Annotated in this window: 16 protein-coding genes and 2 pseudogenes; 12 read left to right on the top strand and 6 right to left on the bottom strand. The window is 57.5% G+C overall.

The genetic code is table 11. From position 1 onward, the window contains the following. Window positions 1-132 precede the first annotated feature (132 nt). The 5 genes from ASD01_RS34045 (at window position 133) to ASD01_RS34065 (ending at window position 6,265) form a co-directional block, all read left to right on the top strand. On the top strand, window positions 133-1,356 hold the full coding sequence (locus tag ASD01_RS34045) for a putative DNA modification/repair radical SAM protein (RefSeq protein WP_060520790.1): 1,224 nt from the start codon (window positions 133-135) through the stop codon (window positions 1,354-1,356). Next, window positions 1,353-2,792 (top strand): UdgX family uracil-DNA binding protein, encoded by a 1,440-nt coding sequence (locus ASD01_RS34050; RefSeq protein ID WP_060645021.1) that lies wholly within the window; start codon window positions 1,353-1,355, stop codon window positions 2,790-2,792. The genes ASD01_RS34045 and ASD01_RS34050 overlap by 4 nt, the downstream gene beginning before the upstream one ends. Before the next feature lie 263 nt (window positions 2,793-3,055). Next, the gene (locus ASD01_RS34055; RefSeq protein ID WP_063979553.1) at window positions 3,056-4,591 is read left to right on the top strand and encodes a sensor histidine kinase; all 1,536 of its coding nucleotides are present in this window, start codon (window positions 3,056-3,058) and stop codon (window positions 4,589-4,591) included. Between the two features lie 155 nt (window positions 4,592-4,746). Then, window positions 4,747-5,853, top strand: coding sequence for a PAS domain-containing protein (locus tag ASD01_RS34060; protein WP_060645037.1), 1,107 nt, complete (start codon window positions 4,747-4,749; stop codon window positions 5,851-5,853). Window positions 5,854-5,866: 13 nt separating this feature from the next. After that, window positions 5,867-6,265, top strand: a complete 399-nt coding sequence (locus ASD01_RS34065; RefSeq protein ID WP_034799996.1) for a response regulator — start codon at window positions 5,867-5,869, stop codon at window positions 6,263-6,265. A gap of 1,439 nt (window positions 6,266-7,704) precedes the next feature. Here ASD01_RS34065 and ASD01_RS34070 read toward each other — a convergent pair. From ASD01_RS34070 to ASD01_RS34085, 4 genes and pseudogenes are all read right to left on the bottom strand, one after another. After that, on the bottom strand, window positions 7,705-8,007 hold the full coding sequence (locus tag ASD01_RS34070; RefSeq protein ID WP_034800027.1) for a DUF982 domain-containing protein: 303 nt from the start codon (window positions 8,005-8,007) through the stop codon (window positions 7,705-7,707). A 100-nt stretch (window positions 8,008-8,107) separates the two neighbouring features. After that, a pseudogene (locus ASD01_RS34075) lies at window positions 8,108-8,356 on the bottom strand (DUF982 domain-containing protein); the annotation flags it as partial. 65 nt (window positions 8,357-8,421) lie between these two features. After that, window positions 8,422-8,898, bottom strand: a complete 477-nt coding sequence (locus ASD01_RS34080; protein ID WP_060645038.1) for an Hsp20 family protein — start codon at window positions 8,896-8,898, stop codon at window positions 8,422-8,424. Window positions 8,899-9,102: 204 nt separating this feature from the next. Then, a complete protein-coding gene (locus ASD01_RS34085) occupies window positions 9,103-9,375 on the bottom strand; it encodes an usg protein (protein ID WP_060645023.1) in 273 nt (90 codons plus the stop codon). 278 nt (window positions 9,376-9,653) lie between these two features. Here ASD01_RS34085 and ASD01_RS34090 point away from each other — a divergent pair, with 278 nt between their 5' ends. From ASD01_RS34090 to ASD01_RS34100, 3 genes are all read left to right on the top strand, one after another. Continuing rightward, entirely contained in the window at window positions 9,654-9,968 is a 315-nt protein-coding gene (locus tag ASD01_RS34090; RefSeq protein WP_034799999.1) for a co-chaperone GroES, read from the top strand. A 56-nt stretch (window positions 9,969-10,024) separates the two neighbouring features. After that, window positions 10,025-11,653 (top strand): chaperonin GroEL, encoded by a 1,629-nt coding sequence (gene groL, locus ASD01_RS34095; RefSeq protein WP_034800000.1) that lies wholly within the window; start codon window positions 10,025-10,027, stop codon window positions 11,651-11,653. Window positions 11,654-11,762: 109 nt separating this feature from the next. Further along, entirely contained in the window at window positions 11,763-12,065 is a 303-nt protein-coding gene (locus ASD01_RS34100) for a DUF982 domain-containing protein (protein ID WP_034800001.1), read from the top strand. A 201-nt stretch (window positions 12,066-12,266) separates the two neighbouring features. Here ASD01_RS34100 and katE read toward each other — a convergent pair whose 3' ends face one another. Together katE and ASD01_RS34110 are read right to left on the bottom strand one after the other, a co-directional pair. Continuing rightward, complete coding sequence (gene katE, locus ASD01_RS34105) at window positions 12,267-14,414, bottom strand: catalase (RefSeq protein ID WP_060529764.1); 2,148 nt, start codon at window positions 14,412-14,414, stop codon at window positions 12,267-12,269. 117 nt (window positions 14,415-14,531) lie between these two features. Continuing rightward, on the bottom strand, window positions 14,532-15,041 hold the full coding sequence (locus ASD01_RS34110) for a YciE/YciF ferroxidase family protein (RefSeq protein WP_060529765.1): 510 nt from the start codon (window positions 15,039-15,041) through the stop codon (window positions 14,532-14,534). A gap of 479 nt (window positions 15,042-15,520) precedes the next feature. Between ASD01_RS34110 and ASD01_RS34115 the strand changes: the two genes are divergently transcribed. The 4 genes and pseudogenes from ASD01_RS34115 (at window position 15,521) to ASD01_RS34130 (ending at window position 24,565) form a co-directional block, all read left to right on the top strand. Next, window positions 15,521-16,684: a glycosyltransferase gene (locus tag ASD01_RS34115; protein WP_177235784.1), complete on the top strand. Its 1,164-nt coding sequence runs from the start codon at window positions 15,521-15,523 to the stop codon at window positions 16,682-16,684. 39 nt (window positions 16,685-16,723) lie between these two features. Continuing rightward, window positions 16,724-19,066, top strand: a complete 2,343-nt coding sequence (gene glf / locus ASD01_RS34120) for a UDP-galactopyranose mutase (RefSeq protein ID WP_060645039.1) — start codon at window positions 16,724-16,726, stop codon at window positions 19,064-19,066. Window positions 19,067-19,074: 8 nt separating this feature from the next. Then, a pseudogene (locus ASD01_RS34125) lies at window positions 19,075-22,253 on the top strand (glycosyltransferase). Further along, a complete protein-coding gene (locus ASD01_RS34130; protein WP_060529766.1) occupies window positions 22,250-24,565 on the top strand; it encodes a glycosyltransferase family 4 protein in 2,316 nt (771 codons plus the stop codon). The pseudogene ASD01_RS34125 and the gene ASD01_RS34130 overlap by 4 nt, the downstream one beginning before the upstream one ends. Window positions 24,566-24,599 lie beyond the last annotated feature (34 nt).

Genomic DNA, 24,599 nt, shown 5'->3' on the forward strand with positions numbered 1-24,599 from the left:
AGCGTTCTTGATTGAAAGCTGCGATACTGGAAGCGGAACACAGCGCCCGTTCATCTTTCGACATTCGCCTGCGGCTCCCCGCGAAACCTTGACGAACATAACATGAACATCTAAAGTCGCGTCATGACACCTATGGCACTTGGAAAGAAGCTGGCGATCCTATCGGACGCAGCCAAGTACGACGCCTCATGCGCCTCGAGCGGTGGCGAGAAGCGAGATTCACGCAAAGGAGGAATAGGATCTTCCGGTGGGAGCGGTATTTGCCATGCCTACACGCCAGATGGGCGATGCATATCGCTATTAAAGATCCTGATGACGAACTTCTGCATCTTCGACTGTGCCTATTGCATCAATCGCGTCAGTTCCAATGTCGAGCGCGCGCGGTTTAGCGTCGAAGAAGTGGTATCATTGACGCTCGAGTTTTACCGACGCAACTACATTGAAGGCTTGTTTCTCTCCTCAGGTATCATCCGCTCGCCTGACCAGACCATGGCCGATATGGTCCGCATTGCCCGAACGCTGAGAGAAGTCCACGGTTTTAAGGGCTACATTCACCTCAAGACCATCCCCGACGCACAGGCTGAGCTCATTCGTGAGGCCGGCCTTTGGGCCGACCGGTTGTCAATAAATGTCGAACTGCCAAGGGATTCGAGCGTAAGGAAGTTCGCGCCGGAGAAGCGGCCGGAAACCATTCGTGCCGCCATGGCACAGGTTCGGCTGGAAGGTGAAGCCGCGCAAGACAAGACCCACACCGGCCGCAAGCCGCAACGCTTTGCCCCTGCCGGCCAGAGCACGCAGATAATTGTCGGCGCTGACGGCGCCGACGATACCGCCATCCTGTCCTGCGCAACCCGGCTTTATAGCGGTTACAAGCTGCGGCGCGTTTACTATTCGGCGTTCTCACCGATCCCGGACGCTTCCTCTGCGCTTCCCCTGGTTCAGCCACCGCTTGTTCGGGAGCACCGGCTCTATCAGGCCGACTGGCTTCTGCGATTTTATGGCTTTACGACCGACGAGATCGCGACCGGCACGCAAGGAGGCTTTCTGGATCTGGAGCTCGATCCGAAGACGGCATGGGCGCTGCAGAACCGGCAATTCTTTCCGGTCGACGTCAACCTCGCCTCCCGCGATACGCTTCTGCGCGTGCCGGGATTTGGGACGCGCGTGGTCGACCGCATCATCACCGCGCGACGCAATCGCCGCCTCCGTGTCGAGGATCTCGCTCGAATGGGAGCGCTGACACGCAAGGCCCGCCCCTTCGTTGCCCTGCCCGGCTGGAGCCCCGGCGGTTTGACGGACAGCAGCGATCTGCGCGCGCGCCTGGCGCCCCCGCCAAAGCAACTTCAGCTTCTATGACTTACGGGGTCTCACTTCCGGACAAGGGAACTTTTGATGCCTGGCGAAATGCCGCCAGGCGCGCTATCAGCCACCGGATCGCCCCCGACCAAATTGACTGGAATAGCGCGGGCGGCCTATTCGACAGGGCCTTTCTCCCGGAGACTCCAGGCGAGCACGCAGCACGCGTTCCTCAAGCCTTCATGACTTTGGCGCAGTCTGTGATCTGGCATTCAGCACCAGAACGCTTGGCGCTCCTTTATCGCGCGCTTTGGCGCCTCGACAGGCGCGAGGGCGAGCCGCTCTCGCCCGCCGATCCGCTCGGTCGCAAACTGTCGCTTATGCAGAAATCCGTCGGACGGGACATTCACAAGATGCATGCATTCGTTCGCTTCCGCGAAATCTCAGCAGAGGGACCGCGTCGACGCTTTGCTGCCTGGTTTGAGCCGACGCACAATACGCTGGAGCCGGGAAGCGCTTTCTTCGCCCGCCGGTTCGGCGACATGGATTGGATGATTGCGACGCCGCGCTTGACCGCCCTTTTTGTTGACGGCGCGTTGACCTTTGATCAGAGTGGCACGAAACCAGACCTGCCGGAGGATGCGGCCGAGAAACTTTGGGCAGCCTATTTCGTCAACATCTTCAATCCGGCCCGCATCAAGCTCGACGCCATGCAGTCGGAGATGCCGAAGAAATACTGGCACAACCTGCCGGAAACGCGCCTGATCCCCGAGATGCTCGCCGGAGCGGAGGCACGGGTGCAAAAGATGCGCGAGGCGGGCATCTCCGCGCCGCGAACGGGCGCAGCCCCGGTGTCCGAGCGCTATCGGGCCTCAATGCCGCAGCCGCCCGAGCAAATTGACACCCTGGAGGAGGCATCGAAGGCCGCGGCACAATGTCGGCGTTGCGACCTGTGCGAATCCGCGACGCAGACCGTCTGGGGTGAAGGTGCCGCTGACGCGCAGCTCATGATCGTCGGCGAACAGCCTGGCGACCGGGAAGATATCGAGGGCCGCCCGTTTACGGGGCCGGCCGGGCAGTTGCTTCGGGCATTGCTTTCCGACGCCGGTATAGACGCAAGGACGCTGTGGCTGACGAACGCCGTCAAGCATTTCAAGTTCAGCCCACGTGGCAAGCGGCGTCTGCACCGCAATCCGGACCGCGGCGAAATTGCTCATTGTCGCTGGTGGCTGGGACTGGAACTGACCCTTGTCAAACCGAAGTTGACGGTGGCGCTTGGCGCCTCCGCGGCCTTCGCCCTCACAGGCGACAACCGTCCAATGGCGGAGCGGCGGGGGGAGATTGAAACCGGTCTTCACGGCGGCCCCGTCCTCGTGACATGGCATCCTTCTTATATCCTGCGTGCAGGCGACCCAGCAGCCGCCACGATCGCCCGAGATGATTTGGCGCGAGACCTGGCTAAGGCCATGGCAGTTATCTATGAAAGAGGAGTGTAGCAACTCAACCAGAGATCGTGCTGAGTTACCGAATATGCACCCTCCGGCCGTACGAGGGGATGGCGAGAGTGAAAGAGAGGCACGTACTGCTTGGTCGCTTGGCGCTTCCCAGCCTACCCTACTCTTGAGGATCTATCGGCCGGAGCTTCCATGATGCCCAGGTGCTTGGTGACCAGGACTGAAAGGCGTCCGATCGAGGGGTGGAGTTTCTTGCATTGGATTAGAAGCCTTCTAATATGTCCTCAGGTTTTAGGGACTGGGGCATGGCGAGAAGTCTGACGGTTACGGTGTCCAGAGCCGCGACGTTTGTCATTGCGGCAATGTTTGCGGCGCTTGTCGTGCTACTGAGCCTGTGGTTATACGAGAGCTACCATGCCGCGATACGGCGGACCGAAGAGCGCGCAATTGCCGCCTCGAAAATCGTATCCACTAACGCCTCATGGATAAACGCGCTCTCGGCACAGACACTTCAACGAATTGATGACGCTCTTGGACCGACGCTGGGCATTGCCACGGATGACGTCAAGAACATCAACGAGGCGGTTTCTAATCTTCCGGGACAAGTTCAGGCCTACGTCGTCGACCGGAATGGCCGGACACTTCTGTCCACCGATCCCGATATTAAGCCCATCGACATAAGGGACCGCGAATACTTCGCCGCCGTCGAAAAGGGAGCGAAAATTTTCGTTTCCGGTCTTCTGGTCAGCAGACTCAACGATCAGCAGATATTCGTGTTCAGCCGGCGCCTGGAACGGAACGGCGTGTTCGTCGGCGCTGCAATGGTGTCGTTCCAAGGGAGCGACCTGCTGAAGGATGTTTGGGAGGCCGTATCTCTCGGCACGAATTCGACTATCAGCATGATCCGCAAGGACGGAGAACTCGTCGCACGCTACCCCGCCCCCGACGGTCCGTTGAACATGAGCAAGTACGTATTGTTTACCGACTATCTTCCCTCCTCGCCCAACGGGACTTACGAGGCAATATCTCCAGCGGACGGCGAGCACCGTATGGTCGCCTATCGGGTTGTTGAGGGAACGGAAATCGTTGCGCTCGCGTCGGCTGACTACCGTGTAGGGCTGGTCCCCTTCCGCAATGACGTCTTCATCGCGATCGCCGTTATGGCACTTGCTGCCGCTTCATCGCTTGCCGCAGGAGGATGGGTCAGGCACCTCGTTAAGCGCGATGTGAAGAAATCCGCCGAACTTGAGGCCGCACTTGAGGACAATCGCCTTCTGCTGCGCGAAATCCATCATCGGGTCAAAAACAACTTTCAGGCTGTGCAGGGCGTCATCCGCATGCAGCTACTGCCGCCCGAGGCACAGAAGTCGCTCTTTGACCGGATCGGCGCCATGATCGCGGTCCATGAGCAAATTTATGATCGCGACCAGTTCAACGCCCTGTCCGCCCGTGATCTTATCCCGTCGATCGTGGACAAACTCGTCAGCGCTTATTCTGACAACGTATCCGTACGGTACGATATCGGTGAGTTTGACCTGACACCCGAACAGGCCACGGCCGTCGCGCTCCTGGTGAACGAGGTCGTGACAAACAGTCTTAAATACGCGTTTCCGGACGGCCGCCCAGGGAAGCTCGAAATAGCGTTCCACAAAGTGTCTTCGCGCCGCTCCCTGCTTACCATCTGCGACAACGGCGTGGGCTTCGACACATCGACTGTGCGCAAAGGCATGGGCAGCCGTATCATTCGCGGGGTCGTAAGTCAGTTGCGCGGTTCATTCGAATACAAGTCAACAGAAGGCACGCACTTTATCGCGCAAGTCGAGCTCGGTCTAACAGACTGAGGAGCAACCTCGTTAAGACTGTTTGCGTGACCTCATAAGATGCCGTGTGCGCCCCCATTTAGGAAAACCTTGAAAACACAAAACGCGCGGATAGATACCTATCATCTGCAATCCGTTGTTTGGGTGGCCCGCAACAGCCGACCTGGATGAGCAAAATGGCCGACGAAAACCACCTTCGTGACGCCCGTGATGCGGGCGACCGCCTCTTAGCTTCACACCCATCTGAAGATCCATTCGCGGCTGCGTTCAAGGCCACACGCATGCCGATGCTAATTACCGATCCAAGGCAGGACGATAATCCCATCATCTTCGCGAACCGCGCCTTCACCGAGTTGACCGGCTACAGTCAGAATGAGTTGGTCGGCCGGAACTGTCGCCTTCTCCAAGGGCCGGACACGGACAAAGCGGCGATCGCTAAGATCAGGGATGCCATTTCAGAAGCGCGCGATGTCTCGGTCGACATCCTCAATTACCGTAAGGACGGTGGCAGCTTCTGGAACGCGCTGTTTGTCAGTCCCGTCCGCGATCAGGCCGGCGCAGTGATCTACTTCTTCGCGTCACAACTCGACTTCACGAGCACCAAAAGCAAAGAAGCCGAGCTGGCCAAGGCGCGCCAGCTTGCAGAAGAGGAAGTCTCAAGTCGCACTGCGGAGCTCATGGAAGCGCTGCGCGTGAAAACTGCCCTTGTCCACGAGGTCGATCACAGGGTTAAAAACAACCTTCTGACAATCGCCTCGATCATCAGATTGCAAATGCGGATGACCAGCAACGCTACGGTCGCACAGACACTTAAATCAATACTCGACCGCGTCGAGGCTCTGAGTGCCGCCCAAAGGAAGCTTCTCAATGATAACCGCGTTGGTCAGTTCGATGTGGCCGATTTCGGTCGAGACCTGATTACCGAAATCGTGGGTTCTCTGAAAAGGCCAGACATCATCTTAACTACGGACCTTCATTCTGTGACAGTCTCGGCGTCGAAAGCTTCGGCCCTCGCCCTTATCGTTAACGAACTCGTTGGTGATGCAGTCCGACGCGGCCTCAGTGATGGCGGGGGCGAAATACACCTCGAAATCCGAAGGCTCAACGGACACTTGCTCATACGAGTCCTGGACACGGTTACACCCGTCGAGGTCGACAAAGAACAAGAGTCCTTCAGCCGCGCCATGCTTGACGCCTCGATCAGGCAGCTAAGGGCAACCAGCGAGCGAGAGGTTTCCGGTCACCGCACGGAAGTTCGTGTAACGCTGCCGGTAGGAGATTAGGAAGGGCCGATATTTGCGAACCCTGATTGTCGAAGACGAAATGCTCCTGGCCCTGCAACTTGAACATGAGGTCGAGTCCAGCGGTTACAGGGTTATAGGCCTGGCAAGCGATGAAAGCGAAGCGATTGCGCTCGTCGAGCGAGAACAACCAGAGTTCGCTTTCGTCGATATCCACCTGCGCGATGGTCCGACTGGTATTGATATCGGTCGATACTTGGCCTCGAGGGGCATCCCCTTCGTTTTTGTCTCAGGCAACCTTAAACGAATTCCGGCGGACTTCGCGGGTGCACTCGGCGCTATCGAGAAACCTTACTCGGCCAACGGCCTACAAAACGCTCTGTTGTATCTCCGGGCGGTGTTATCTGGAGAGGATCTGCCACCACCTCCCTCAAGCCTGACAATCTTTCAATAAAGCATCTCCGGAGTAGCGCCGGCGCCGTCGATTATCTCACACCACTTGCTCTGATCGCATGCCTTTGCCCATCTCAAGTGCCGAGCAGCTGGTGTGTTTCGGCGACAGCGCCGCTCGCCCGCTCAGACCCTTACTGCACCGCCGGAACGTTCTGCCGGCCGAACTGGCTCTTATGCAGTCTTATCCGAGCCGCGGAACGCGGGCCTGCGCTTCGCTTGGACGCAGTCTGGTACGAGCCGCAAACGTCAGGCCAGCTTGAACGCGCCACTCGCCCCGCAGATGCTTACGGGGCGAGACATTCCTCGCATATGCCACAACCATCGACGTCCATACGTGAGGCTGGGAACTGCTTTTGACAACACTGACACGTCAAAGTGCTCCGCGCGTCCCGCTTTACGGGCGCAGGCGGGATGATTTCGATCACGCGATCGGTAGGGAGTTTTCGTGCCATCTGGTCCATCTCGAGGCTCCATGTCGAGGGTGGAATCTGAGATAGGAAGTGCTGAGGCTTGTACAAGATAATCCTCTCAAAGAGTCTTCGCTGACGCTTTCATCGGTCGTCCCTCGTTGAAAGGCCGATGGCTTCGACAACCAATCGCTTGTCTAACACCCGGCCGCTTCCGTTGCTCGGTCCGTCGAACCATCCATCGCGGCAGATTCAGCATGGTTCATTTCATCAAATGTCACGCGGTCAGATCAATTGAGAGAGTACATTTTGGACGGCCACACAGCTGGTCACGGAAGCGAGCCCGGGAGGTATACAGATCCGCTCTGGGGCGTGACGTCTTGTTCCCCATCGCAAGCACCACGTCCGGATGATTACCGTATTGCAGTTCAGCGACGAGGACCTTCTGATGTGCCCACAACTCCCGCATCTCGTGGACGTCGGTCGACGTTCCGAGCCACTCGACGATCCAGCCAGTTTCATTTCGAACCGGCGCGGCTCGGGAACCAGCGGTACTCGTCGAACCGTGCACGACAGATGGGTGGCTCAAACTCAAGAGGTCCCTTGCTTGGGACTGACCTATCGATCAAGCAGAGCCGTCAATCGATGTGAGACGGGTGCAGCCACCCACTCTCGCCGGCCCTCTCTGCTCGAGACCTGTCGCTTGCTGAGGGCTGGAACCAGTTATTCCCCAACGCGGTTTGACAAGCGGCGACGGATACAGCTCTGCTCTGCAACCGAAGTCGCCCCGTCCAGCTGCTGTAGGGGCGAGGTAAGGAATCGTGCAGAGGTGCCCAAAAGCCACTCCGCTCGTACGAGGGTTCTGACTGGCTTCTACGGAGGTTGATTTCTCGTCTCCTACCCGGTCGCGTCGGCGACCGGGTCGATGACCCTCGTCTCTCACATGCCACTCCTGCGGCTAAAGCAGTCTGGCGCACGAGCGGCCTCGAGAAGTGGGGAGTCGGGCGCTTCGGGTTGCCCGGATTATCACATTCTAAATTGGGGAATGGTGGCCACCAGCATCGGGTTTGGCGCCGAACGGCCGCTCGGCATCTGTCGACATTCCAGCGTCTCGGCAGGCCTCAACGAACGCTTCGCGGGCGATGGCAACCGGCGTCATTCGGTTAAGCGCCCGACGACATGTTTGAACCGCCCTATTGTGCTTGCGGCCTCTATAAATAGTCCATTCGCCTTCCAGGAAATCGAGAACGTCGTTGACAGACGCAAATACCTGCCGCGTGCCGTCCTTCATCTGAACCGAGATGGGTGCCATGAGCAGTAGTTCGGGATTAAGCATGGTGATCTCCCTTCGCCTTGATGCCATACAAAGACTTTTCAACGGCCGTGCCAGGCACGGTGTCGATCTCAAAAGCCGGCGGCGCAGATGGGATGCTCGCATCCATCGCTGGCGCTAGAAGATGGTGCCTTTCGGCGAAGGCGACGAAAAGGCCGCGCACAGTCTCTGCTTCAACCTCTCCCCGTAATGCAGCCAGACAGGCCTTGATCGCCACCGAATGCACCGCATCCCCCGACGGGGCTGGCCAATCGACGAGGAGACGATAAGCGTCCATCACGGAGCGGATTTCGCCGGGGAAACCAAGGCCAACAAGGATGCTAACCGGCCGCTCGAACATATCGGGTTTCATCGTGCTCTCCTTTCCAACCCGGAATGCCGATGGGCGCCTTGAAACCGGCGCCCAATTTACGTCAGCTACGCGGCATTCGATGCTTCGATTTGCATCTGAGCTTTTGACTGCTCAACCGCCGCAGCTGTTTCGATCGCGATTTTGCGTGGCTTCATCTCCTCCGGGATTTCCCGCACGAGATCGATCTCTAGAAGGCCGTTGTTCAGATCCGCGCCCATCACTCGGACGTGGTCGGCAAGCTCGAACCGATGCTCGAACGGTCGGCCGGCGATCCCGCGATGCAGATAGGCTTCGGAAGAGGTCTCCTGCTTCTTGCCGACGACCGTCAAAAGATTGGTTTGAAACGTGATATCGAGATCGTCGCGAGCAAAGCCGGCCACCGCAATCGAGATCCGGTAGCTATCGTCACCGGTCTTGGCAATGTCGTAGGGAGGCCAATCACTGATCGAACGAGCGCGCTGCGCGTTTTCGAGCAAATGGAAGAGCCGGTCGAACCCGACAGTCGAACGGAACAGTGGTGCGTAGTCGTAAGTTGTTGCCATAACCATATCCTCCTTGAGCAACATGGGTACGGAAGCGCCGAAAGACGACGCTTCCAGCAAGGCCAGCCCTACACGAGCGGCTGGCGGCAAGCGATTTGGTTAGGATGGACCGCAGTTTCAAGGGCCCATAACAAAAAAAATCGCGTGCGCATTTCGACGTTTTTAAACGACTGCATCTGCAGACTCAAAACCCCAACAGAGGGCTCAGTTCAGTCGGAACTCGCCATCCACGCGTCGCCATTCATTCGGGCCGATCAGATGGTGATGCGTATAGCGAACGGAATGCAGCGGACCGTCAAGATTGGCTTGCCAGAAATCGAGGAATTTCTGCATCTCAGGAAACTCGGGAGCAAGATCATAATCCTGCCAGATATAGGTCTGCAGAACGGACCTGAAATCGGGAATGCGGTAAAGGATATGCGCGGTGGTCAGTCCGTAGACGTTTATTTGACGCTCGAAATCCGATGAATATCGCATGTTTCATCTCCGTTGCCTCAACAAGCGCCAAGGTGGCGCAATTGTTCGCGGTCATCAACGAAATTCTAAACGGCAAGGAGGCTTTGTTGTTCCTTTACAGCATGTTAGCAGCCGCACGATGCGAGTGCTGATTTTTTTGATTTCACCCCTTGAATTCGAAAAATTGTGAAACCAGATGATTTGCGCAAGACGCTCATTCGAGGTTTTGCACCCGTCCGGACTGTCCGGTCCGGTGATGGGGGAACAACGTCAATAGTGTTTGTCCATTGGAGGAAAACATGTCTTTCCGACCGCTGCATGATCGCATTCTCGTCCGCCGGGTTGACTCAGAAGAGAAAACCAGGGGCGGCATCATCATTCCTGATACGGCAAAGGAGAAACCCCAGGAGGGAGAAGTCGTTTCCGTCGGACCTGGCGCACGCAATGAAGCGGGCCAAGTCCAGGCGCTCGACGTCAAAGCAGGCGACCGTATTCTGTTCGGCAAGTGGTCAGGAACCGAGATCAAGATCAATGGGGAAGACCTGCTGATCATGAAAGAAAGCGACGTCCTGGGCGTCCTCGAGGCCCAAGTCGAGCGCAAGCAGGCAGCTTGAGCCAACCACACCATAAATCCATCAGTCAAATAGCTGCCTATTGAGGAGTTAAGGAAATGGCTGCGAAAGAAGTCAAGTTTCATACCGATGCCCGTGAACGCATGCTGCGTGGGGTCGATGTTCTTGCCAATGCCGTCAAGGTGACGCTCGGCCCAAAGGGGCGCAATGTCGTTATCGACAAGTCTTTTGGCGCCCCTCGCATCACCAAGGACGGTGTCTCGGTCGCCAAGGAAATCGAGCTGGAAGACAAGTTCGAGAATATGGGCGCGCAGATGCTGCGCGAAGTCGCCTCCAAAACCAACGATCTCGCCGGTGACGGGACGACTACGGCCACTGTGCTTGCGCAAGCGATCGTCAAGGAAGGCGCGAAGGCCGTTGCTTCGGGCATGAATCCTATGGATCTGAAGCGGGGCATCGACCTTGCGGTTGACGCGATAGTGAGGGAACTCAAGACAAACGCCCGCAAGATCTCCAATAATTCGGAGATCGCCCAGGTCGGCACCATCTCGGCCAACGGCGACGAGGAGATCGGCCGCTACCTGGCTGAGGCGATGCAGAAGGTGGGCAATGAAGGTGTCATCACCGTCGAGGAGGCCAAGACTGCAGAGACTGAACTCGAAGTCGTTGAGGGCATGCAGTTCGACCGCGGCTATCTCAGCCCGTATTTCGTAACCAATGCGGACAAGATGCGGACCGAGTTTGACGATCCCTACATCCTGATCCACGAAAAGAAGCTTTCCAACCTTCAGGCCATGCTGCCCGTTCTCGAAGCGGTGGTGCAATCCAGCAAGCCGCTGCTCATCATCGCTGAAGATGTGGAGGGCGAAGCGCTAGCGACGCTGGTCGTCAACAAGTTGCGCGGCGGCTTGAAGATTGCAGCGGTCAAAGCTCCGGGCTTCGGCGATCGCCGCAAAGCCATGCTTGAAGATATCGCCGTTCTCACCGGCGGCACGGTTGTCTCCGACGACGTCGGTATCAAGCTTGAGAACGTCACCCTCGACATGCTCGGTCGGGCAAAGAAAGTTGCGATCGAGAAGGAGAACACAACGATCATCGACGGCGTTGGCGCCAAAGCTGATATCGACGGCCGTGTCGCACAGATCCGCGCCCAGATCGAAGAAACCACGTCCGACTACGATCGCGAGAAGCTCCAGGAGCGTCTGGCCAAACTCGCCGGCGGTGTTGCTGTCATTCGAGTGGGCGGGTCGACTGAGGTAGAGGTGAAGGAAAAGAAAGACCGCGTGGACGATGCGCTGCATGCCACCCGAGCGGCCGTTGAGGAAGGTATTCTTCCGGGCGGCGGTGTCGCGTTGCTGAGGGCCGTCAAGGCGCTCGACGATCTGCCTTCGGCCAATCGAGACCAAAAGGTTGGGATCGAGATCGTTCGGCGTGCGGTCGAGGCCCCGGTTCGCCAGATCGCTGAGAATGCTGGCGCAGAAGGCTCAATCATCGTCGGCAAGCTGCGCGAGAAGACGGACTTCTCCTACGGCTGGAACGCCCAGACCGGAGAATACGGTGATCTTTACACCCAGGGCGTGATCGACCCGGCCAAGGTCGTGCGCACAGCGCTCCAGGATGCTGCCTCGGTCGCTGGCCTCCTGGTAACTACCGAGGCGATGATTGCAGAAAAGCCGAAGAAGGACGCCGCGCCAGCACTACCGGCCGGCCCTGGCATGGACTTCTAAAGCGATGGTTCAGGCCCGTTCTCACGGGAGCGGGCCTGACGACTCCACCGATCGGCCCCGCCGGCTGGTCCACAGGTTGGTGGTGCCGCAGCTATTAAGTGAGGTAGAAATGCAAATGAAGATGTTTGACCGGCCACTTTACCTGCGTGAAAGGAAGGATCTGATCCTCGAAATCACAAACCTAGACGATGCGATCGATTTCCTTGAGGAGTGGTCCAAAGGAGACCGTGACATCATTCACGACGCAACCCTGAAGACGTGCTACCTCGCCCACGACGGACATAAGCCCCTTCAGGTGGCGCGAGACGCACTGCGCGCCTTCGCGAAGAAGAAGGGTATACTCGTGAAAACTCCCGCGGTTGCGCCGTGGATGATCAAAGCAAAGTCCGGCGGCGGGCGACTCTCGCCTTAAACCAACCTTCCCGCGAGAGGCTGCGAGGCCCGCTGGCGTCTAGCACGGACGCTTTTTCCCGAATTAAGGATATGGCCGTCGGACGGTTCGCTGTCCGGCGGCGGAGGAAGCGTCAGGCTGAACGGGTAACCTGCCGGCTTCGGGGTGGAGAGCAGATGGTTTGCCCGGGTCCCTTGTTTGGCGCGCGGGATCTCAGCGAGCCTAGTCTAGAGGCGACGACGCTTTACCCAGCTTCACCGACGGTTCTCGGGCCCAGACGCGCAGCTTGCCGAGCGTCGAGACGAAATCGGATATTCCCTTTTCGCCTGGAAGCTCGATTGTACCCTCATCGAGGCCATCGGCGATCCCGGCTTTTTCGATCAACGGCATCGCCGAGGGGTCGTAGCCGATGAACTTGCAATGCTGGAAGGCGTCCGCCACGAAATCGCGGGCGGTGGCTTCCTTTACGAGGTCGTCGATGGCGTCAGCCGAAGTCAGCAGGACGACGGCGTCAAACAGCACGGAGGGACCGCCATCGATCATGTGATGTGCTTCTATCCAGGTCCCGTCCGAGGCCGTAGCGCCCCCGACCTTCGGAGCGACAAGTTCGCAGGCCCCCTTTTCCTTGGCGACCGCCGCCGTCAGGCCGTTTAACAACGCTGCATCCAGACCGTCGGTGATCAGGATGCCGAGCTTGCGGCCCTCGAAGCGTTTCGGTCCGCGTTCCACGATGCTGAGCGCTGGGGACGGTTCAAGATCCTGCCGGGTTGGCATGGCCGCATCAGCCGGGCTTGGCATCGAATGGAAGCCGAGCTTCTGGGCAACGGCGGTTGCTAGCGTTTCGTCGATATTGAGGAGATGGGACACCATCCGTTCGCGGATAGCCGGCGTTTCGACCTTGCTCAGCTCGAATGTCAGCGCGGCCGCTATGTGGCGTTGCTCGGGAGCGGTCTGGCTGATGTAGAATTGGCGAGCCTGGCTGTAGTGGTCGGCAAAGCTCTCCGGCCGTAGCCGCGCCTTCGTCCCTGTCTCTTCGGCGGGGAAATGCCGGTAGCCGCTCATCGGCGATTCCCGTGGCCCCTCCGCAAAGGAGTTCGGCTGGTAGTTCACTCTACCGATCGGATTGCGCATAGCCATGTGGCCATCCTGCTGGAAATGCGCGAAGGGACACTTCGGCGCATTAATCGGAAGATGGGTAAAATTGGGACTGCCGAGACGTTTCAGCTGCGTATCGAGATAGGAGAAGTTACGCCCCTGTAGGAGAGGATCGTTACTGAAATCGATGCCAGGCGGAACGTTCTGCGTCATGAATGCTACCTGCTCGGTCTCGGCAAAGAAGTTGTCCGGCATGCGATCAAGGACGAGCCGTCCAATCGGCTGGGGCGCCAGGACCTCCTCGGGAATGATTTTCGTCGGATCAAGCACGTCGAAATCAAAGCTATCTGCAAATTCCTGATCGAAAAGCTGAACCTGCAATTCCCATTCCGGGAAATTGCCCGACTGTATTGCCTGCCAAAGATCGCGGCGGTGAAAATCCGGGTCGGCGCCATTGATCTTCACCGCCTCGTTCCAGGCTACCGACTGGAGGCCCAGCTTCGGCTTCCAGTGAAACTTAACGAAGGTCGACTCGTCCTTTGCATTGACGAGGCGGAAGGTGTGAACGCCAAACCCTTCCATGAACCGGAACGAGCGGGGGATCGCGCGATCCGACATCACCCACATGATCATGTGCATGCTTTCCGGCGTGAGGCTGATGAAGTCCCAGAATGTATCGTGGGCAGATTGCGCCTGGGGAAAGGCGCGGTCCGGCTCCGGCTTCACCGCGTGAATAATATCGGGAAACTTGATTGCATCCTGGATGAAGAAGACAGGAATGTTATTGCCTACCAGGTCCCAGTTGCCCTCCTTGGTGTAGATTTTTACCGCGAAACCGCGGACGTCGCGGGCAAGATCAAACGACCCCTTGCTGCCGGCAACTGTGGAAAAGCGGACGAACGCCGGTGTCTTCTCACCTGCTCGCTGAAAAACATCAGCCCGGGTATAGGCGGCGAGCGACTCGTAGGTTTCGAAATAGCCGTGCGCTCCATAGCCTCGAGCGTGGACTACCCGCTCGGGGATGCGCTCATGGTCAAAGTGGAAAATCTTTTCACGGAAATGAAAGTCGTCAATCACAAGCGGACCGCGTGGCCCAACGCGCAGGGAGTTTTGGTCGTCGGCAACGGGGCCGCCCTGAGCGGTGGTCAGGACGGGCGTATCGTCTTCCGCGATCTGGTGAAGCTCGCCTCCTTCCCCGCGGCGCACCTTTTGATCATGGATCGTCACAGTTTCCCGCTGCTTCAAGGTCGACTTTTCTTGAGATTTCTTGGCCATGGGGCGAACTCCGTTGTTTCGAATTGATTGGCCGGGGGACTACGCGGAGAGTGCGCACTTGCCTGTGCCGGAATGAAAAAGCCGCCGTTCACGGCGGCTTCTCCATGTCGAGTTGGACTACTCGGCGGCCTGCTTGGAAGCCTTTAAGTTTGCCGCAGCTTCGCCCAGTGCCGTCAGCTTTTGATCGGTGGCGATCTCCTCCTGGAGATTGGCGTCGAGCAGTGGAACGGCTTTATCGAGACCAAGCTGGGCGGCCCACGATTTGAGCGTCCCATAGCGGGCAATTTCATAGTGTTCGACCGCCTGGGCCGACGAGATGAGGCCGGCATCGAGGGCGGGACTGTCACGGTACTCTTCCATGATTTCTTCGCCTTCGGCGAGGATGCCTTGGATGGCTTCACATGTCTTACCCCGCAGAGGTTTTCCGATAATCTCAAAAACCTGCCCCAGCCGCTCGATTTGACCTTCGGTCTCGTCCCGGTGCTTGAGGAAGCCAGCTTTGCCTTCTTCAGACCGCGCAGCGCGTGCCATCTTTGGGAGCGCCTTGAGGATTTGCTTTTCCGCGAAATAGATGTCCATGAGGGTATCGTGGAAGAGATCGCTCAGGACTTTCGTCTTGGTAGCCATTTGGTGGCCTTTCTCTCATTTCGAGTTGAACTACATCAGTTCACTCTTTGAACAGTTCACAGGTGAGGGTCACCAAGTCATCAATCCGCATGACCTCAGACCACACCAAACGTTGTGGCGCCCGCTATGTTCCGGTTTCTGTGAAAAGGAGCGTCGAAAACTCGCAGTGCCACAGATCGGCGACGCAGTGAACTCATTCTTTCTTTCTGCAAGATGCCTTTTTCCTTCTGACGATCCCGTGTTCAGGGACGTTTGAAGTTCGGCTTTCGTGAGCAGAATCGGCGCCACCAATGGGAACTCGATTGACACCGGTGGTCCCGAATAGACGGGTTGGGAAATTTAAGTTGGCCAAAACTGGAACAAACAGTGTGCTCGGCGGTTCCAAGCCGAGACTATTAGATTCCTGACAAATACAACTCCGTTTCCCCAAACGCGGTGGTCGTCAAGACGTTCGCGACTGTAGATGTGCGAAGTGAGTAATGCGAAAGATTGTCGTCATCAGTGATTTCCAGGACGGCTGGCCACCGGTTTCAACAGTCCCGACTAAGTCAGAGCGCTTGGCGGCCTGGGCATCGACTTTCGCGGATGATTTGGCTGCTCGGCCAACCGCAGAAGACAATGTCGAGGTAAAGGGTAGCTATCTCGAACGAATGCCAATTGCCTGCGTAGCCGATGGCCTAGTCGATCGGGCGGAGATCTGGAGCCATTGGCTGGCCAGCGGCCCCCCACCAACGGTAAGAGAAAGTTCCTTCCTGACACGGCGCTCGTTCCACCTCGACGCTAACACCCCTCCGTTTTCGTCGGACGACATGCTTGCTCATATCGAGATCTATGGCGCTCCGGATATTCTCTGTGTCTGGGGCCTAGGGGTCGATGAGGAAATCCTGCAGGCTTGTCGACACAGCTTCAAGATCTATAACTCGATCGACGCGCCGGCGTTGCGGGTCCCTTTCGCCACCAGCCGCCACTTCGATCTGATCCTGACCGGATCAGAAGAGCAGAGCCGCGAGGTCGAGGCGTGTCACCCGGGCAAACGCACCGCGGTCCTTCCGATCGGTCCGGAATTTGCAGCACCGTCGATGTTCTACCCAATCGAGGGGGCCAAGCCTTACGACATAATTTATGTAGCCGCCGCGCAAGCCTATAAGCGTCACGATGTCCTGTTTCACGCGCTCGCCAAGATGCCGAAGTCCGTGCGCGCACTTTGCGTTTTCGGCTACGGCGATCGATCGGATCAGTTGCGTCAACACGCGGCGGAATTGCAGATTGATGTCGACTTTGTCGGACCTCCAGGCGTCTCCTTCGCGGAGGTCAACAGGTTGATGAATCTCGCTCGCATGGGCGTGGTGTGCGGGGTCGATGACGGGGCCCCGGCGGTCCTCACCGAATACATGCTCGCAGGTTTGCCTGTACTTGCCAACGCCGAACTGCGATGCGGCCAGCAATACATAACCCCGCAGACCGGCGCGACCGCAACGTCGGACGAGTTTCATATTGCTATTGCCCAGATGTTGTCGCGGCTTACCGACTTTAGACCGCGCGACGCAGTCCTCCGATCTTGGACTTGGCCACACTCCATCAAGAAACTTCGCCAGCTCATTCGAGCCGAACAGTCAGCAAACAAGGAGGCGCGCGTCAATTGAAGTTGTTCGGGCCTACGAACATCTCAGCGCGGAATGAGTATGGATGTTCTAACCGCAGATCCGAAGAAAAAAGAGAGTTCTTCTAATGCTCGCGCGCCGGTGATTTGTTTTTCACACCTGCGGTGGGATTATGTCGTGCAGCGGCCACAACACCTCATGAAGCGGTTTGCTCGCGACCGACACGTCTACTTCTTTGAAGAGTTTATTCCGACAGACCACCATCTGGCCTATCTGGAAATCCATCCTTTCGCGGGCACGACCGTAAAATCCGTTAGGCCCCGAATTCCCAGGGAATGGACCGAGGCACAACGAAACACGGGTTTGGCCGGATTGCTCGACGAGCTTCTGGACCTTGTTGGTCATCCCAAGCCAGTCCTGTGGTTCTACACACCAATGATGTTTCCATTTGCCCGGCATGTCGATGCGGCCGCAATTGTTTATGATTGCATGGACGAACTTGCCAACTTCAGATTCGCGCCGGCAAATATGGTGAAACTGGAGCGTGAGCTGATGCATCGGGCTGACGTGGTCTTCACAGGTGGCCATAGCCTCTACGACGCCAAGCGCCTCCTGCATGACAACATTCATCCCTTTCCCTCCAGCGTGGATGTGGGGCACTTTCGGTCGGCACGAACGGTGCCGATCAGCCCACCGGACCAAGCGGATCTTGCTGGCCCTGTCCTCGGTTTTTGCGGAGTCATCGATGAGCGTCTTGATCTGGAACTGATAAGCGTCTTGGCGGCACGACGGCCGTCCTGGTCAATCGTTCTCATTGGTCCGGTGGCCAAGATCAGGGAGGAGGATCTTCCTCGCGCACCCAACATCCACTACCTCGGCCAGAAGGACTACAAGGTCCTGCCTGCCTATTTCTCTGGGTGGAACGTGGCTCTAATGCCGTTTGCCATGAATGAGGCCACCCGGTTTATCAGCCCGACAAAGACCCCGGAATACCTGGCAGCCGGGCTTGCCGTGGTCACTACGCCGGTTGTCGACGTCGTGCGTCAATACAAAGACATCAGCGGGGTCTTCTTTGCATCCGATGCGAGCGAATTCGTTGAGGCATGCGAAGCCGCAATGAAATTAAAGCCCCGGTCAGGAAAATGGCTGAAAGGCGTCGATGAATTTCTATCGACGGTCTCATGGGATGAGACTCACCGGAAAATGGACGGATTGGTGCAGGAAGCGGCTGAAACAAACCTGCGCTCGATATCGCCCATTTCGCGAAAACCGGCAAAAATGAGATCTAGGCGCCGTGCTTATGATTTTTTGATTGTCGGCGCCGGTTTTGCTGGGGCAGTTCTTGCCGAGAGGCTGGCAAACAAAGGCAAGCACAATGTGCTCGTCTGCGATCGGCGATCCCACATCGCAGGCAATGCGTACGATTTCTACAACGAACATGGCGTTCTTGTTCACAAATATGGCCCGCACATCTTCCACACCAACAGCGAAATGATCTTCGACTATCTTTCGCGCTTTACCGCGTGGAGGCCATACGAACATCGCGTGCTTGCTGATGTAGAGGGCAAGCTCTTGCCGATACCGATCAATCGCACAACCCTCAATGGGCTGTACGGACTTGATTTGAAGGACGACGACGCGGCTGCCCAGTACCTCGCCTCCAAGGCGGAGCCGATGGACCGGGTGCGCACTTCGAAGGACGTCGTTATCGCGCAGGTCGGATTGGATTTGTACCGGACATTTTTCGAGGGCTATACGCGCAAGCAATGGGGACTGGATCCTTCTCAACTCGACAAGGCAGTTACCGCCCGCATTCCTACTCGCACGAACACCGACGATCGCTACTTCCAGGACACCTTCCAGGCGATGCCAAAGGAGGGCTACACGAAGATGTTTGAGAATATGCTGGATAGCGATCGCATCGATATTCGGCTCAACACCGACTTTAGAGATGTCCGGAATGAGTTCCCCGGCACGCATATCATCTTCACCGGACCGATCGACGAGTTCTTCAACTATCAGTATGGTCGGCTTCCTTACCGGTGCCTGCGGTTCGAACACACGACCTACGACCGGCGGCGAATTTTGCCCGTCGGGGTCGTGAATTTTCCCTCTGAAGAGATTCCTTACACGAGAGTGACCGAATTCAAGCACATCACCGGGCAAGTCCATCCCAAGACGAGTGTGTGTCACGAGTACGCGTGTTCAGCCGGAGACCCTTACTATCCGATCCCAAGGCCCGAAAATCAGGAGCTCTACAACCAGTACGCGCTTCTTGCACGCTCGCGCAGCGATGTGACCTTCGTCGGACGACTGGCGAGCTACCGCTACTACAACATGGACCAGGTTGTGGGTCAGGCACTTTCGACTTTCAAGCGATTTGCGGCCAGGGACACGGCGGACCATAGCTTGGGTGTTCGATGAGCCCTCTCATGAAGCCAAAACAAAAGCTCGTCATTGCGACCGATAGCTGCGATGCATCGGGCATGGGTGCCCACATGCTTATTCTCGGCGAGGGGTTGAGCGAACACTTTGAAGTTACGATGGTGTTGCCGCGAGGATGCGAGGGCAACCTTGCTTCGAAAGCCTTCGCACTCGGCTTGGCGGTCAAAGAGTTCGACGACATCGCCGAGTGCGGCTTGTGGCTGAAATCGGTCGATGCCGATCTTATTCATGTTCACGCAGGCATTGGCTGGGAAGGCCATGGGCTCGCACACGCCGGAAAAGTCGCAGGTGTTCCGGTTATCAGAACGGAGCATTTGCCGTTTCTCCTCACCGAAGGAGAACAGAAGGCGGCGTTCTTCGAGGGCCTTGGCTTCGTCGAGCGACTGGTTGTCGTCTCCCCCGCGGCGCGGTCGACTTTCCCCAATGAGAGCGTCGATCCAAACAAGATCAAGGTTGTCCGAAACGGAATTCCACCGCTTCGCGATGGCATCGAGGCGCGGTCTGAGTGGGGTTCCCAACGATCAAACACCCTTATATCGATCGCGCGCTTCACACGGCAGAAGGACCACCTGACCTTGGTCAGGGCGATGCCTCGCGTCCTGCAACAATTCCCCAATGCTGTGCTGCTACTGGTGGGTACGGGTCCTGAAGTCGGCAATGTGAAGGATTTGGTCGCAGAGCTCGGACTTGAACGCGCTGTGTTGTTTGCAGGGCAGCGCAACGACATAGCCTCGCTGCTGGCATCGGCGGACGTTTTCGTTCTCTCATCGCTGTTCGAAGGGCTGCCGCTGGCGGTTCTTGAGGCGATGTCGGTGGGGGTCCCTGTCGTTGCGACTGCGATCGGAGGCACGATTGACGCTCTTGGAGACGAGCATCCCTTCCTTGTGGAGCCCAGCAATCCGGAAGGGCTTGCTGAGGGGATTATCTCCGTCCTAGCCGATCCGGCAGGGGCAGCTCGCACGGGAGAGGCGCAGCGACGAAGGTTCAAGCAACAATTCACCGCAGCCCGGATGGTCGAGGAGACCGCAGAAATCTACCGATCCGTTCTCCATTCAGCGATCGCCAACGAAAGAGAGCATCGAACCATGAAACGCACGCGCATCGGTTTTATTGGAGTGGGCGGGATCGCGTCCCGCCATCTCGATATTTTGGCGGAATTCGACGACGTGCAACTCGTAGGCTTTGCCGATCCCGGCATCGAACGGGCCCAGCATGCGGCAGGCCGATTTGGCGCCAGAGCCTTTACTTCCTCTGCCCAGATGCTGGGCGAACTGGAACTGGATGCCGCCTATATCTGTGTCCCCCCATTTGCGCATGGCGATGTCGAGCGAGAGCTCATTTCGGCTCGGATTCCATTTTTTGTCGAGAAGCCAATCAGCCTGCATCTCGATCTTGCCAGAGAGCTCGCCGCGAGCATTGCTGCGGCCGGCCTGATTACCGCGGTGGGCTATCACTGGCGATACCTCGACACCGTCGAGGAAGCGCGCCGATGCCTGGCTGAGAACCCTGCACAACTTGTTTCGGGCTACTGGCTCGATCAGACTCCACCCCCGAAGTGGTGGTGGAAAAAGGAGACATCAGGCGGGCAAACCGTCGAACAGACGACCCATATCGTCGATCTCGCCCGTTATCTTGTCGGCGATATCGTCCGGGTATTCGGCCAGACGACGCATAGAAAAAGGGATGACTTTCCTGATCTCGATGTTGCCACTTCGAGCACGGCCAGCTTTTTATTCGCAACAGGTGCGATCGGAAACATTGCGTCCACGTGTGCCTTGAAGTGGGGGCATCACATGGGATTGAACCTCTTTGCCGATGGCTTGGCGATTGAACTGACAGACCATGACATCATGGTGGATGTCGGGGCGGGGAGGCCGGTGCGCCGGGCCGACGGAGACCCGGTGCGGCTGGAGGATCGCGACTTCGTCGATGCGGTGCGGGGCCGCGAAAATCGCATTCGTTGCCCTTACCATGAGGCGCTCGCGACCCACCGCATTGCTTTAGCTCTGAGCAAGTCTGCCGAAACCGGTCAGCCGATCGACCTCCACAACTTTTAGGAATTGTGCCGATGTTCAGCCGCACCATAAGATCCCTCGGCGTCGAGCGCCCTGGCAAAATGTACTTCCTGGAATATGAGGAAGAGGCGCCAGCCGACGGTCACGTACAGCTCGACACACTCTTTACCGGGTTTTCGGCCGGGACCGAGTTAACGTTCCTCAAAAACACCAATCCCTACTTTCATTCGCGCTTCGACCGCGAGCGGGGGGTTTTCATAGCGAACGAACCTGACCTGTCATATCCCGTTCCCTTTCTAGGCTACATGGAGGTGGCGCGGGTCGCAGACACAAACGCCGCCGGCTACGCAACAAACGATATCGTCGCTGCAACCTACGCCCACAAGACCGGCCATGTAGCCGACCCGTTTTGCGACCTTCTCGTCCCACTTCCCACCACGATCGATCCGCTGCTTGGCATCTTCGTCGCACAAATGGGCCCGATAGCTGCCAATGGCATTCTCCATGCCGATGCCGATGCGTTCGGAACGGCACTGCCCTTCCTGGGGTGCGGTGTCGTCGGTCGACGCGTATTGGTTATCGGAGCTGGGACCGTGGGCTTGCTCACAGCGCTCTTTGCCAAGACCCTTGGCGCTTGCCAGGTCGTCGTCGCGGATCCGTCACAGTTCCGCCGAGAAAAGGCAGAGGCGATGGGCATTCAGGCAATGTCAGAGGAACACGCCTGGCAACACGCGAAGACGCACTGGCACGACGGCGCTGCAAGCCGCGGAGCCGATATCGTGTTTCAGACCCGGGCCCATTCGGAAAGCCTTAACGTCGCACTCAAGGCCGTACGACCCCAGGGGAGCGTGATTGACCTGGCATTTTATCAGGGTGGAGCTGACAGGCTGAGATTGGGTGAGGAGTTCCACCACAATGGCCTTAACATACGCTGCGCGCAGATCAATCGTGTTCCACGCGGTCTTTCATCGCATTGGAGCCAACGCCGGCTTGCGGGCGAAACAATCGACCTGTTGGCCCGTGAGGGCGAACTGATCAAACAGCACATGATCACCCATGTGATCCCCTTCGAGGATGCTCCGGAGTTTCTTTCGGATCTGCTGCAGCGGAGGTTTGAGTTCTTGCAGATCGTCTTCAAGGTGGGACCATGACGGGATCATGCCGCCCCAAGACCGTCCTCTTCGTCTTCGGCTGGTTGGTGGTGGGAGGAGAGGAAACCGAGGTTCGTCTTCTTGCGGCCAATATCGACCGTTCGCGCTACAAAATCGATGTGGTCGCATGTTTGCACAAGGACGGCATGCCCGCGCAGACGCATCAGCAGCTGCGGGCTTTGGGCATCGAAGTGGACACTGCGCCCTATTCTATGTCGCTCGAAGAGACCGTTGCCTATCTCGCCGACAAAATTCCTTCTTATGACGTGGTGGTTTCATGTCAGAATGTTGCAGACATTTACCCGGCACTTGAACGGCTGCACATTCGCCCGCCGTTGATCGAGCATGGTGGCCTGGTCCTGGAAGCTTTGAGCGGACCGAAACATTTGACCAGTCGCTATGTGGGTGTCTGTCGCTCCATTCGCGACGCCGCCGCGTCTCGAATGCCTGGGCGGGAATGTGATGCCCGAGAGATCCCATCGATGGTCGATCTCAAGGAGTTCGAGCCGAGCCGGCGGTCTGCAACGCGCCGGCAACTCGGCATCTACGACGACACGATCCTGGTCGGCTGGGTAGGGCGTCTTGATGCAAAAAAGAATGTCGAGACCTTCATCGAGGCGGCCGCGATTATTCACGCACAAGATCACACCATGCGCTTTGTGATCGTGGGAGGACCAGATGCATTCATGCCCGAATATGCGCAGCATCTGAAGGCTCTGTGTAGCAAGCTTGGATTGGATGCCGTCTTGAGCTTCCTGGGTGACCGGGTCGACGTCGCGGACCTGCTTGCAGCGTTCGACGTGTTCGTCTGGCTTTCGCGGGATGAGGGCATGCCCCATGTCATTTCTGAGGCTGGGGCCGCCTGCCTTCCGGTCATTGCAACGGCCGACAACGGTTCACGACAACAGATCAAACACGGCCTTTCTGGTTATTTTGTCGGACATAACGATCCACTAGCAGTGGCAGAGGCCGTCACAATGCTTGCCGGATCGCCGGAGTTGCGCGCCAGCTTCGGTCTACAGTTGCGTTTGCATGTAGAGAAGACTTACAGCGTCGAAGCGGTGGTTCCGCAGTGGCAGGCGCTTTTTGACGAAGTCCTTGAGGAAAGGACGCCGTGCGCTCCGACCGGACTGTTCCAGTCTTTCTTCCAAGGAGGCTTTGAATGTTCTACCCACCGCGTCCGACCAAGGGATGGGGTGGGCCGGGGTCGGCGCCTGGATATGATAGCCTCGATAAAACACGAACAATATGCGGAAAATGATTACCGTCAGCTGGCGAGCCATCATATCCGCAGCGTACGGGATGGTTTTCGCTGGCATCTGGTCGAGCAACTGCCCGGAACATATGACTGGAGCAGTGTTTTACCGTTAATGCGCGCAGCGCGCACCACCGGAACGCAGGTCATCTGGGATCTTATGCACTACGGCTGGCCCGATGATATCGATATATGGTCGCCTGAATTTGTGAGACGGTTTGCGCGTTTTGCGGGGGCTGCCGCAAAACTCCTGCGAAGCGAAATCGCCGCCCCGCCGTTCTTCGTGCCTGTCAACGAAATCTCTTTCTTTTCATGGGCGGGTGGAGATGCTGCTTACCTCAACCCTTGGGCAGGGCGCAGGGGCTTTGAGCTCAAGGTGCAGCTTGCGCGCGCCTCGATCGCGGCGATGGATGCTATTCTTGAGGTCGAGCCTCGGGCCCGATTTGTCCACTGCGAGCCGGCCATCAATGTTTTGGCCGATCCCGAGCGACCAGGCGATCGACTTGCTGCTGAAGGCCATCGATTGGCACAATACCAAGCCTGGGACATGATTTCGGGACGCTTGTGGCCCCAGTTGGGAGGCGCGGAAAAGTATCTCGATATCATCGGCGTCAACTACTACCATAACAACCAGTGGATCCACGGCGGCCCGACGATCGACGTCGAACACCCTCTCTACAAACCATTGCGCAAAATTCTTGTCGAAACCTACGCTCGATATGGCAGGCCAATGCTGATCGCAGAGACGGGTACTGAAGGCGATCGCCGGTCCGATTGGCTGGCATATGTCGGCGAAGAAGTCAGGGCTGCCATGATGTGGGGAGTGCCTATAGAGGCAGTATGTCTTTATCCTATTGCCAATCATGCGGGCTGGGATGACGGTCGCCCTTGCGACAATGGCCTTTTGTCAGCTGAACCAACGCCACCTCTTCGCAATGTTTACAGGCCGTTGGCGGATCAGTTGTTCCATCAGGTCAAAACGATCGAGGCATTTCTTCAAGAAATTGCAAACAAACATGATGCTCCGCCCCGCAGTTCGCGTGCTTCACGGATGTAATGGCGCAAAGATGGATAGGTGTTTGGAAAGCAGG

It is taken from the genome of Ensifer sp. Root423 (assembly GCF_001426275.1).
Taxonomy (GTDB): domain Bacteria; phylum Pseudomonadota; class Alphaproteobacteria; order Rhizobiales; family Rhizobiaceae; genus Ensifer; species Ensifer adhaerens.